We start from the raw sequence: 11611 nt of genomic DNA, 5'->3' as shown, positions 1-11611 counted from the left end.
CCCCTGCCCAACATCAACATGTCTGGAGCTGATCGTGAACACCGCAGTTGTGATCGTGATAGTTGTCGTGGTCGTCCTTCTACTACTCGCTCTGGCGCTGGTCCTGACCCGTAAGCGCAGGGCACACAAGCGTGTCGAAGCTGAACGGATCCGGGTTGAGGCCTCTCAGCAGGTCAACGACGTGCAGCGGCGCGAGGCCATCGCCGAGGAGGCGGCAGCCAAGTCACGGCGCGCGCAGGCTGATGCCGAGGCGAAAGCCGCCGAGGCGAAGCGTCTGCAGCACGAGGCTCAAGCGCAACAGGGTGAGGCGGCGTCGTCTCGCGAAAAGCTGGACGCCGAGTTCCAGCGAGCGGACCGGATCGATCCCGACGTGAAGCGGTCGGGTCGCCACGAAGGCGACCAGCACGACCCGAACAACGGGCTCCGTGGCAACTCCGATCAGCGGCGCAACCCCAATCAGGCCGGCAACAATGACCAGCACGGCAACCGGCAAGGCGTCAACCTCCAGCCCGGAGTTCCGGGCCCCGACGACGCTCGTGGTCGACACACGAATCCGAACCAGCCGCCGCCTCGCTGACCCCGTACCCCCGATCCGCGGGCTAGGCTCGCCGAATGCGTTATGGGATCTCGATTCTGCCGGACCAGTCGTGGCACGAGGCGCGCCCGAAATGGGAACGCGTCGAGGAAATGGGCTTCGACCACGGGTGGGTGTTCGACCACCTGGTATGGGGCGGTCTGCCTGAAGCGCGATGGTTCTCCAGTGTGCCGACGATGACCGCGCTGGCGCTGGTGACTTCAAAACTCAAGCTCGGTTCCTTTGTCGTGTCCCCGAACTTTCGGCACCCGGTGTCGTTTTCACGCGAGGTCGAGACCCTCCTCGACATCGCCGGCGATCGGCTGTTGCTGGGTCTTGGTGCCGGCGGCACCCCTGACGATGGCGTGCAGGGTGAGCCCCCGATGACGGCGAAGCAGAAGGTGGACCGCTTCCAGGAGTTCACGCTGCTCCTCGACCGGCTGCTCGACGAGGACCACGTCAGTGCCGATGGCGAGTACTACCGGGCCCGCAACATGAGGCTCGTCGGTGGTTCGGTCCGCAAACGGGTTCCGTTCATTCTGGCGGGAAACGGCCCTCGGTCCGTTCGATTCGCCGTCGAGCACGGCGACGCCTGGATGACGACGGGCTTGGAGTCCGAGACCCTTGACGAGTGGTTTGCCGGTGTCGCTCGCAGTTGCGAGGTGCTCGAGGAAGCCCTCGCCCGAAGAGGTCGCGATTCTTCGAACTTCGATCGTTATCTCAATGTTGATGCCTCGCCGCAGTTCTCGCTGTCCAGCCTCGACTCGTTCGACGAGTTGGTCGGACGTGCGGGTGAACTCGGGTTCACCGACGTCATCATCCACTGGCCGCGAGACGGCGATCCATTCCGAGGTTCGGTGAAGATGCTGGACACGCTGGCCGAGCGCGGGTTTGATCCGCGGTAGCGAGACCAGCCAGGCTTCACCCCGATAATTGCGACACCCGGCGCGCCGAGGCCGTTCGTGTTAGAAACATCCTGTCCGCCCAGATCGGTCTGCGCGGGAACGGGAGGGCCCGTCGTGAGCACGTCGCAACTCGTCCTGGCATTGCCGACGGTCGACCCCCTCCCCTGGGCACGCTCGCAGATGGCCTTCACCCTCGCGTTCCACATCATCCTGGTGCCGCTCGGGGTGTCGTGGGCGTTCATGACGCTCATCGCGAACTATCGCGGCATCCGTCATGGAGATGCCGACGCGATGCGGCTTGCCCAGCGGTGGTCGAAGTACATGGCGGTGACCTTCGCCGTCGGTGCGGTGACCGGAACGGTGCTCTCCTTCGAATTCGGTTTGCTCTGGCCACGATTCATGGGCAAATGGGGCGAGGCGTTCGGGATACCCTTCGCCTTCGAAGGTCTGTTCTTCTTCCTCGAAGCGATCTTCGTGGCCATCTACATCTACGGCTGGAAACGACTGAAGCCCTGGACGCACTTCATCACCGGGATTCCCATCGTCCTGTCCGGCGTCTTGGGCAGTGCATCCGTGATCGCCGCCAACGCCTGGATGAACACGCCGTCCGGTTTCACCCTCGACGCCGCCGGCAATGTGACGGAGGTCGACCCGCTCGGAGTCATCTTCAACAAGTCGATGCCGTTGCAGTCGGCACACATGATCGTTGCCGCCTACGTCGTCGGCGGGTTCCTGGTTGCGTCCGTCTACGCGGTCGGCATGCTCCGCGGCAGACGCGACCGCTACCACCGCATCGGCTTCATCATCCCGTTCTCGGTCGCGAGCGCGGCGATGGTCCCGCAAATGGCCATCGGAGACGCCCTCGCCCGGTGGGTGTACACCAACCAGCCCATGAAGTTCGCCGCGATGGAAATCGTCCCCGAAACCAGCGCCGACGTGCCGGAGACATTGCTCGGCTACCTCGACGAGGACGGCAACGTGCGCGGCGGGATCCCGATACCGGGGATGGCGTCGATCCTGTCCGATCCCTCCTCCGGTACGTCCACCGTCGTACAGGGATTGAAGAGTTTCCCCGAGGGCGACCGACCCTCTTTCCACCAGGCCAACGTGGTGCATCTCGCCTGGGACGTGATGGTGGGTCTCGGTTCGTTCTTGTTGCTGATCGCGCTCTGGTACGCCGCCTGCTGGGTCTTCCGGAAGGACATGCCGCAGAGCAAGTGGTTCCTGCGGATCGCGGCGTGCTGCGGAGTCCTTGCCGTGATCACCATGGAGGCGGGCTGGATCGTCTCCGAGGTCGGCAGGCAACCGTGGATCGTCTACAACTTCATGAAGGTCGAGGACGCGGCGACCGCCAACACCAGCGTGTGGCTCACGTTCATCGTGGTGTTCGTGATCTATCTGGCTCTTGGCGTCACGACGATACTGGTGCTCAGGCACATGACCAGACGGTTCCGCGCTGCCGACGAGGCCGAGCAGACAGACGACGACGTCGGTGTTCCGTACGGGCCGAGCGAAGCGGTGCCCGACCGATGAGCTCGCTGATCGCAATCGCCCTGATGATCGGCATCGTGGCCTACGCGATGCTCGGTGGTGCCGACTTCGGGGCCGGATTCTGGGACCTCGTCGCGGGAGGGACCCGTGCGGGAGCGCGGCCCCGCGAACTCATCGACCGTTCCATCGGACCGGTGTGGGAGGCCAATCACGTCTGGCTGATCTTCAGTTTCGTGGTGCTGTGGACCGCATTTCCTCAGGTGTACGCGTCGATCACGCTGACGTTGTTCGTGCCGCTGTCCATCGCGGCGTTCGGGATCGTGCTCCGCGGGTCGAGTTTTGCGTTTCGGAAAGCAGTCCTGCGCACCCGCGACCAGCGCACCTTCGGTGCAGTGTTCGCGGCGTCGTCGGTCCTCGTCCCGTACTGCCTCGGAGCCGTGATCGGTTCGATCGCATCCGGGCACGTTCCGCCAGGCGGCCGGGCCGATGATCCGTTCGCGAGCTGGATGAATCCGGTATCCATCCTCGGCGGGGTTCTCGCCGTGATCGTCGCGGCTTATCTGGCCGCAGTCAATCTCATCTGTGATGCTCACCGGCTCGGCGACGACGAGATGACCGAGTATTTCCGCAAGCGCGCCATCGGTGCTGCCGTCGTTGCCGGGATCGCTTTCACAGCAGGCATCTTCGTGCTGTGGGAGTACGCCACGTATCTGTTCGACGGTCTGACGTCCAGGGCACTCCCCTTGATGATCCTGTCCGGGTTGTGCGGTGTCGCGTCGCTCGTACTGATCATTCGGCGAGACAATCGTTTTCCGCAGTGGCTGTCGTACGCGGCAGTGGGCGCCGCCATGGTCGCCTTCGGCGTCGCGCAAACCCCCTACCTGCTGCCCGAAAGTGTCACTGTCACCGATGCTGCTGCGCCATCCGGCACGCTCGGGGCCCTGCTGGTGGCGACGATCGCTGCCGGACTTCTCGTCCTGCCGTCACTCGGACTGCTCTACGTGCTCGACCGGAGAAACCTCTTACCCGAAGAAGGCTGATCGAGCCCGGCTTCACAGTCGCGGATCGACCGGTTCCGACTCCATGGCGAGAACACCGAACACACACTGGTGGACCTGCCACACAGGGTCGCCGTCAACGGCACGACTGACAGCCTCCAGTCCAAGCGCGTACTCGCGCAATGCCATCGACCGCTTGTGGCCGAGATTGCGCTGCTTGAGCCGGGCCAGTGTGTCCGGGTCGGTGTAGTCGGCGCCGTAGATGATGCGCAGATATTCGGGGCCTCGGACCTTCAGTCCCGGTTGTACCAAACCTTTGGAGCCGCGGACCAGATTGCTCAACGGCTTGACGACCATGCCTTCCCCGCCGGCTGCCGTCAGGTCCTCCCACCACGCCACTCCCGCTGCACGCGATGTGTCGTCGGCGGTCTCGACCAGGAGTCGCCTTGTGGTCCTGAACAGTTCCGGGTCGTTGTCCACCAGGCGATCTGCGATGTCGAGGTGCCATAGGTGGTCCCGCGTCTCGTACGTGCCCGTGTCACCGGCCAGCACTTGAAAGGGCGCCACCTGAATGCCCAGCGGATTGTCGATCGGCTGCACGTATCGGCGGTATGAGTCGACAAAGCGTTCGGCGTTGGCGGCCCGCGACCGCGTTCGAGCAAGCAGGTCTCCGATGTCGGCGCCGCGAGCCGCGGCGGCCTCGAGCACGTCGATTGCGGCGGGAAGCGAGGTTGCCGCCGCCGCACCGACCTTCGCGTACTGGCTGCGGACCATGGCCTCGGCCTTCGCCGTCCACGGCAGTACCTCGGTGTCCAGCAGCAACCAGCTTGCCCCGAGTTCGGTCCAGATACCAGCCTTGGCGATGGCATCAGCGATCCGCGTCAACACCACCGCCTGCCGGTCGGCGTCGAAGAACGCCCGGCCGGTGCGAGAATAGATGACGCCGGTTCCGTCGGCGGCGACGCGCACGATGGCGCGCGACCCCATGTGCTTCTCCTCGCAGATTACGCGGTCGACGGCACGCTTCGCGTAGTGACTGAACGCCTCGTCCGGATGCTCGAGGACGCCGTCCCGCGACGAGCTGTCGACCGGCGACATCGTCGGCGGCAAGTAGATCAGCTGCGCAGGGGCGATCGCGAACCGGCTCATGACTTCCAGAGCGCCGGCTGCGTTCTCCTCACGAAGCGACAGGCGCCCCATGTGTCGGGTTTCGATCACGCGGTGACCGAGAATGTCGTTCAGAGTCAACACCTTCGGATCACGTTCCGGCGGAGCCAGCGGACGCACCGGTTCGTAGTACGTGGTTGTCGCGGGCACCGAGACGACCTCGCGTTCTGGATAGCGCAGTGCAGTCAGGCTTCCGCCGAAAACACAACCGGTGTCGAGGCACAGAGTGTCGTTGATCCATTCGGTCTCGGGCACCGGGGTGTGCCCGTACAGCACCATCGCGGACCCACGGTAGTCATCGGCCCACGGGTAGCGAATCGGCAACCCGAACTCGTCCGTCTCGCCGCTCGTATCTCCGTACAGCGCGAATGCGCGGACCCGTCCCGATGCCCGCCCGTGGTACTTCTCCTTCAGACCGGCATGCGCAACAACGAGTTTGCCGTCGTCGAGCACGTAGTGAGCGACGAGCCCATCGCAGAACCGACGGACCTCGCTGACAAATGATTCGTCCTCAGCGGCGAGCTGATCCAGTGTCTCTTTCAGTCCGTGCGTCGGTTTGACGTCTTTTCGCGACAGCGCACGAACGAGTTTCGCTTCGTGATTACCCGATACGCACAGCGCGCTGTCGCTTCGGACCATGCCCATCACCAGACGGAGCACGCCTGTGGAGTCCGGTCCACGATCGACCAGATCTCCGACAAAGATTGCTTTCCGGCCGGTCGGGTGCGACGCGTCGACCGGGCGGCCACTGACGTCGCGGGTGATCACGTAGCCCAGGGAGGCGAGCAACGTTTCCAGTTCCTCGCGACATCCGTGTACGTCGCCGATCACATCGAACGGACCATGTTGGTCCCGCTGATCATTGAACAGTCGGGTTCGAACGATCGACGCCTGCGCGACGGCCTCCGCCGAGTCCAGAACGTGGATCGTGCGAAATCCTTCGCGTTTGAGGCCGCGCAGAGACCGCCGCAACTGATCGTGCTGGCGCTTGATGACGTGGGCGCCGAAGTCGCGGTCAGGTCGAGACGCATTGCGCTCCAACGCTACCGCGGTTGGTAGGTCCAAGACGATCGCCACCGGCAGCACGTCGTGGTCCTTGGCCAACGCGAGCAACGACTTTCGGGACGAGGGCTGCACGTTGGTCGCATCGATGACCGTAAGACGACCACGATCGAGGCGTTTGCCCGCGATGTACTCGAGCAGGGCGAACGCGTCCGTCGTCGCGGTCTGGTCGTTGGGGTCGTCGGAGACCATCGCTCGGCAGGCGTCGCTGGACACGATCTCCGTCGATGCGAAGTGTGTCGCAGCGAACGTCGACTTCCCGGACCCGCTCGTACCGATGAGGAGCACCAGGGAGAGTTCGGGAATGCTCAACTCGCTCATGCGTTGACCCCCGACTCTGCGCGCCGACTGAACACAGCCATCTGCGTCGGTGAGCCGACCTCACCGTCGAGTTCACCCACAGGCCGCAGAACAATGTCGTAACCGTAGGCCTCACCGACCGATCCGGCCCACGCGGTGAACTCATCCCGAGTCCACTCGAAGCGGTGATCGGGGTGCCGAAAACCGCCTCCCATCAACGCCGGATAGCGCACGTTGTACTCGGCGTTGGGTGTCGTGATCACGACATGACCTGGCCGCATCGCTCCGAACACGTTGGCCACCACAGCCGGCAGCCGATCGAGGTCGATGTGCTCGACGACCTCCATGAGGATGGCCAGGTCGAGGTTCTCGAGTCGATCGTCCTCATACTGCAGCGACGAGAGCAGCAACGACAACCGAGCCGATTGCCGCTCGGTCATCTCCGTCACGTGCAGCCGCTTCGCGGCCTTCGTCAGCGAGGTGTCGGACACTTCCGTGCCGATCACCTTCGCGACCCCCTGCAGTTCGAGCAAAGAGCCCAGCAGGGCGCCAGGACCGCAACCGAGGTCGACGATCGACGCCGGTCTGAGCTCACGCACGACCTCGAGGACCGCATCGTGACGCAGACGGACCAGGGGGCGCTGCACCGCAGGCTCCTCGTCCTGCACTGCGTCGTCGACGGGTCTGTCATCCAGTTCGATCAACCGCTGAGTCGCAGCGTCTTTCAGCCCGCGCTGGTGGGCAAGGTAGCGATGCGTGATGAATTCCCGCTCCTGGTGCGTCGCCAGCCATCCCGATCCTGCCCTGACCAGCTTGTCGACCTCAGCGTCGTCGACCCAGTAGTGCTTGGCGTCATCGAGAACCGGCAGCAGAACGTAGAGGTGGTTCAGCGCCTCTGACAGCCGCAGATCGCCGCGCAGGGTCAACGAGACCATCGGTGCATCGCCCCAGTCCGGTCGCGTCTGATCCAGCGCTGGCGGGGCAGCGCTTACCTGCCATCCCATCGGCTCGAACAGTCGACGCACGACATCCGGTTCACCCGGAACTGCAGGCAGCGTGATGGTCAGCGGTAACTCAGTGTCGACCAGATCTGCACGCGCCGCGCAGTGCCCGTTCAGTGCCGAGCGGAACACCTTTCCCATAGCCACCGACAGCAGCGACGACGCCACGTACGGGCGGTCGTTCACGTACTGTCCCAGTGCGAATCCGTCATTGGAACCAGACCGCCCGCGTACCAATGCGACCGGGTCGACCTCGAGCACCATTGCGACGGTGCACCGGACGTCGGTGACCTCGGGGTAGAAGACGTGCGCTGTACCTCCGTACACGTTGAACGGTTGCACCTTCTCCGGATGCTTGTGCAGGAGGAAGCCCAGATCGCTCGGCACTGCGAGGGCCGGCGAACGTTCGGCGGAAATGGTCAACAGCATCAGAGCAGTCTGACCTATGCACCGTGTCCAGGACACCGGTTATTCATCGAGCAACTCGCGACGCAGCCGGTTGCGATTGCGCTCCTGTTGTCGACGTCGGTGTTTGTCCTCGGTTCTGGACCGCGTACGGGTTGGTTGATCCGGTTGTGGTCTGCGCGGTGGCGCAGGGGCCGCGTCTTGCCACTCGATGTTTTGTAGCGCTGGGAAGAGGTCGTCGCCTGTCCAGGCTGGACCGTCGTAGGTGCGGCCCTCGGGGGTGATGACCACGGTTCGGGTGCGTCCACGGCTGTCCATGTACTGGTCATCGACCCAGTCCGAATGCGTTTTCAGCAGATGGTGAAAACGGCAGAGCGCTTTCATTCCAGTCGGGTGCGTATGGCCGCCGGCGGCGGGGTTCTCGTGGTTGTATTCGGTGGTGTGGTCAAGGTCAGCCGTCCATGCGGTTTTGTTGCAGCCAGGCCACATGCAATACAGGTCACGCATTCGAAGGAAGGCATCGAGAACCGCTGAGGGCCGGTAGTGGTCGCCGGGTTTGACCGGAGGAAGCGGGATCACCTCGAAGGCACGCGGCGTGACCTTGTCCCAGTCGACGTCTTTCAGAGAACCCAATCGGGGATCCTTCGGGGGTGCGGGCATATTCATCGTCCTGGTGGCGGCCTTCTTCGCCGCGCGACGGGCTTTGCGGTTCGGTTGCGATGACGAGCAAGCACCGTGTGCACCCGCGGTGTCGCTCGAGGTGTTCCTGCCCTCGGATTCGCTGGCGACGTCCTCGCCCGGATCGGCCGTCGTATGCGCGTCCGAAACATCAGCTGTAGCCGGTGTCTCGGAGCCTGATGCGGTCTCCGCTGGTTCCGGGGCGGGCTCCGGCGCAGCTTTGGGTGCCGGTCTTTTCTTGTTGCCCGTGGGCCGCACTTTTGTCGTGTCCTGCTCGGCGAGGTCGCGAGCGTGTTCGGCGGAGATGACGCCATGGCCTTCGAGGTAGCCCGGCTCGTCGTCGTCACCGTCGAGGGTGGACTGGTTCGCTATCGCGTGGAGCACAATTTTGACGTCGACCCCACCGATCTTCTGCGTCCTCGGCAGCGGCCAGATCTCCGCCTCACACGGATGTTCTTCGTCCTCATCGCACAGGCACGCGAACTCACGGCCCATCGTGATCGCGAACAACGCATCGGACATCCGCTGGGCCTTCTTGCGCGGATCGCGTCGGCAGGTGGACTTCGCCAACATCTCCAAGCGCTTCATGATCATCGCCGTGTGCTCAGCCGACAACGTCGCGGTGAGGCTGCCCATCCCGTTCTGCTCACCCTCGCTCCAGACACCACGCTTGTCTTTGGCGTCCTTGCGGTCTTCACGGACAAGGTCCGGATCGCGCCGGAAAATAGTGGCATCGATCATGTCCCGCATGGCTTTGGTCGACCACGACCCTTTGCCGCGCAAACTCTCTGCGATGTCGCGGTCGATGTCGGCGGCATGGTCGGTGCCTTCGATCAAATCCGTGCGAGAGACGATCTTCGGGATGTGATGCGAGGCCACCAGACCGTGCTTGAGCGCTAGTGCCACGCTCGGCAACCGGTCCCGCAAGGCGAGCGCGCAGGTGAGATGACTCTCGGCTGCCGTCTGGGAGAGACGATTCGCCAAAGCCACGCGAGCTGCGGTCTGGACGTACGCGTCCTGCAGAAAGTCGTGGGAAGCAACGCTTTCGGCCTCGAGCTGGCGGTGCAGCTCCGCAGCATAGGCGTAACGGGCCCACTCCAGATAACCCTGCCCGGTCAACGCCCGCTCGATCGAGGCCAACAAGTCATTGGCCCGCAACGACATCGCCGGCGTTATCCCGGTGATGGAAGGGTCCAGACTCGGCCACGGCTCGAACATACTTGCTAACCTACGGCAGGGGTCTGACACGACAACGACCGAAACAGACCTACCGCGACCCCAGACCAAGATTCATCTATTCAGATGACAAACCGCCCTGGTTGGCTTGTGTCCCGCTCAGACTCATACGAGCGCCCAAACTCAGGAGCTATTGCACCGTGTTCGTGAGAGTGTGGGTCAGTGCCCACCCAACCGACGTCGACGCAGTTCCGTCGCCTCGCCCAATCGTCGCCATGGCGTTGGGCAGGCGTCGAGTTCCGTTGGACAACATCGGAACCTGGTTCATGGCGCCGTGCTGTTGTACGGCGACCCGGCTCCGTCCGCGTAGAACTTGCCTCGGGTGAAGTACTGACCACGCAGCAGGCCCTGCGGCCATTCGACGGTCAAATGCACCGCCGCGGAAATGGTCCATGGCTACCCGTCGAGGGTTTGTGGCCGACCGCAACAGCCCCCACCGTCGATGACGATGGTCTGGTGATCGCTCGCCCGAAGGATCCGCGCATTGACTACGGACACGGCACCTTCTTCGAGAACTATCACTGGGTGGCGATGCTTGATCCGGCAGAGTTTGCTGGCAGCGCGCACTCCAACGTCATCGACGATGTGTCCGCGCCGTCGGTGGTGCTCACCGACATCAGCATCGTCGATCATCACGGACGCGAAAGCTGGCAGGCCACTGCGCGATCGACGACTGCCTACGATCCGCGGTGCTCGTGCTGCCCCCTACTGGACGGTCACTTCGATGACACCACCGATGAGTGGGTGATCGCACCACCGGCGCTGGTTCGACTCGACTGCGAGACCGGGATCTGTGTTCACATCGTTCACCAGTACGACGTCCCGCGAGTCGACCTGGATGTGCGGATCGAAGCTGTCGACTGACCGGGAACCCCGGTCTACTTCTTCTTGGTACCAGGAAGCACACCCGAGTCGATGACCGCCTTCACGAAAGGCTTGGTGGCAGAGAGTATTTCCTCCGACTTCGGATCACCGGCCCACGCGCCTGCCGCGGCGTCGTCGGTGAGTTCTTCGATGTGGTCGTACAGTTCGCCGCCCGCGGCCGTCATCGCCTCCCCGCTGTCCGTCCGTTCGAGCAGACCTCGTCCGACGAGGCGATCGACGGCAGCGTCCCAGTCCTCTTCGCTCCAGCCGCGAGTGATCATCACCAGCTTCTTACCGAGCGTGCGACGCCGCAAGGTCGGATCAGGGTGCGGCGACTCGTGCAACACCAACGCCTCGAGCCGATCCAGACCCGCGGTCACCAATGCCGCGATGTGCGCGTCCCCACGCCACTCACGGATGATCGCGATCGAGTGCCACAACCGCACATGCGACTGGGTCGGTGGCGTCGACGACGCCCACGCCGCGGCCAGTGGCCGTCCACCCATGGGCAGAGTCGCAGCCTTTTCGGCGTAGCGATCGGCCAGCTCATCGAGGAGCGGGTCACCGATCCGGTCGCCGAGTATCGGACGAAGGGTCTCGTCGAGCATCTGGTAGCGGCGGGCGTCGACCACGTCGAGACCGACCGCCTTCGCGGCATCCCAGCCTGGCATGACGACAGCGGGACTGAAGTTGAAGAACGCTGCTGCGACGACCGACGCGTCACACGGTCCCAGCGGCGCCCCTCGGGCACCTACGTACCAGCCGTGGAAGTCCAATCCGGTATCGGCGCAGGCGCCCTTGATCTCAGGGCTGAAGTAGGCGAGGACGTGAAACGGCTCGAGGGTCTCGTACGCCGCACGGGCGAGGGCCCGGTCGGATGCCGAGTACTTGAATGTCATCCGTTCTTCCTACCGGACCCGACCGGCTCAC

General features: G+C 63.9%; 9 protein-coding genes. 5 read left to right on the top strand and 4 right to left on the bottom strand.

Annotated elements, in window-relative coordinates:
• Positions 1–34: 34 nt before the first annotated feature.
• The 4 genes from J3S28_RS24215 (at position 35) to J3S28_RS24200 (ending at position 4010) form a co-directional block, all read left to right on the top strand.
• Complete coding sequence (locus J3S28_RS24215; RefSeq protein ID WP_207843511.1) at positions 35–577, top strand: hypothetical protein; 543 nt, start codon at positions 35–37, stop codon at positions 575–577.
• 35 nt (positions 578–612) lie between these two features.
• Entirely contained in the window at positions 613–1479 is an 867-nt protein-coding gene (locus J3S28_RS24210; RefSeq protein ID WP_207843510.1) for an LLM class flavin-dependent oxidoreductase, read from the top strand.
• Between the two features lie 114 nt (positions 1480–1593).
• Entirely contained in the window at positions 1594–3012 is a 1419-nt protein-coding gene (locus tag J3S28_RS24205) for a cytochrome ubiquinol oxidase subunit I (RefSeq protein ID WP_207843509.1), read from the top strand.
• Positions 3009–4010: a cytochrome d ubiquinol oxidase subunit II gene (locus tag J3S28_RS24200; RefSeq protein ID WP_207843508.1), complete on the top strand. Its 1002-nt coding sequence runs from the start codon at positions 3009–3011 to the stop codon at positions 4008–4010. Before J3S28_RS24205 ends, J3S28_RS24200 begins: the two co-directional genes overlap by 4 nt.
• 12 nt (positions 4011–4022) lie before the next feature.
• On the opposite strand, the gene J3S28_RS24195 is transcribed toward J3S28_RS24200, so the two are convergent.
• Genes J3S28_RS24195 through J3S28_RS24185 form a run of 3 tightly spaced genes read right to left on the bottom strand, consistent with a single transcriptional unit; the run spans position 4023 to position 9799 of the window.
• A complete protein-coding gene (locus J3S28_RS24195) occupies positions 4023–6518 on the bottom strand; it encodes a polynucleotide kinase-phosphatase (RefSeq protein WP_207843507.1) in 2496 nt (831 codons plus the stop codon).
• A complete protein-coding gene (locus tag J3S28_RS24190) occupies positions 6515–7927 on the bottom strand; it encodes a 3' terminal RNA ribose 2'-O-methyltransferase Hen1 (RefSeq protein WP_207843506.1) in 1413 nt (470 codons plus the stop codon). The genes J3S28_RS24195 and J3S28_RS24190 overlap by 4 nt, the downstream gene beginning before the upstream one ends.
• Before the next feature lie 39 nt (positions 7928–7966).
• Positions 7967–9799 (bottom strand): DUF222 domain-containing protein, encoded by a 1833-nt coding sequence (locus J3S28_RS24185; RefSeq protein WP_207843505.1) that lies wholly within the window; start codon positions 9797–9799, stop codon positions 7967–7969.
• A 474-nt stretch (positions 9800–10273) separates the two neighbouring features.
• Between J3S28_RS24185 and J3S28_RS24180 the strand changes: the two genes are divergently transcribed.
• The gene (locus J3S28_RS24180; protein WP_207843504.1) at positions 10274–10681 is read left to right on the top strand and encodes a hypothetical protein; all 408 of its coding nucleotides are present in this window, start codon (positions 10274–10276) and stop codon (positions 10679–10681) included.
• Between the two features lie 14 nt (positions 10682–10695).
• On the opposite strand, the gene J3S28_RS24175 is transcribed toward J3S28_RS24180, so the two are convergent.
• The gene (locus J3S28_RS24175; protein ID WP_207843503.1) at positions 10696–11580 is read right to left on the bottom strand and encodes an SCO6745 family protein; all 885 of its coding nucleotides are present in this window, start codon (positions 11578–11580) and stop codon (positions 10696–10698) included.
• Positions 11581–11611 lie beyond the last annotated feature (31 nt).

Source organism: Williamsia soli (assembly GCF_017377795.1).
Classification (GTDB): Bacteria; Actinomycetota; Actinomycetes; order Mycobacteriales; family Mycobacteriaceae; genus Williamsia; species Williamsia soli.
This window is presented reverse-complemented; position numbering and strand designations above follow the sequence as displayed.

Coding starts and splice junctions, on each gene's coding strand:
- J3S28_RS24200 (WP_207843508.1), top strand. CDS start 3,009: ATGAGCTCGCTGATCGCAATCGCCCTGATGATCGGCATCGTGGCCTAC.
- J3S28_RS24195 (WP_207843507.1), bottom strand. CDS start 6,518: ATGAGCGAGTTGAGCATTCCCGAACTCTCCCTGGTGCTCCTCATCGGT.
- J3S28_RS24185 (WP_207843505.1), bottom strand. CDS start 9,799: ATGTTCGAGCCGTGGCCGAGTCTGGACCCTTCCATCACCGGGATAACG.
- J3S28_RS24190 (WP_207843506.1), bottom strand. CDS start 7,927: ATGCTGTTGACCATTTCCGCCGAACGTTCGCCGGCCCTCGCAGTGCCG.
- J3S28_RS24210 (WP_207843510.1), top strand. CDS start 613: ATGCGTTATGGGATCTCGATTCTGCCGGACCAGTCGTGGCACGAGGCG.
- J3S28_RS24175 (WP_207843503.1), bottom strand. CDS start 11,580: ATGACATTCAAGTACTCGGCATCCGACCGGGCCCTCGCCCGTGCGGCG.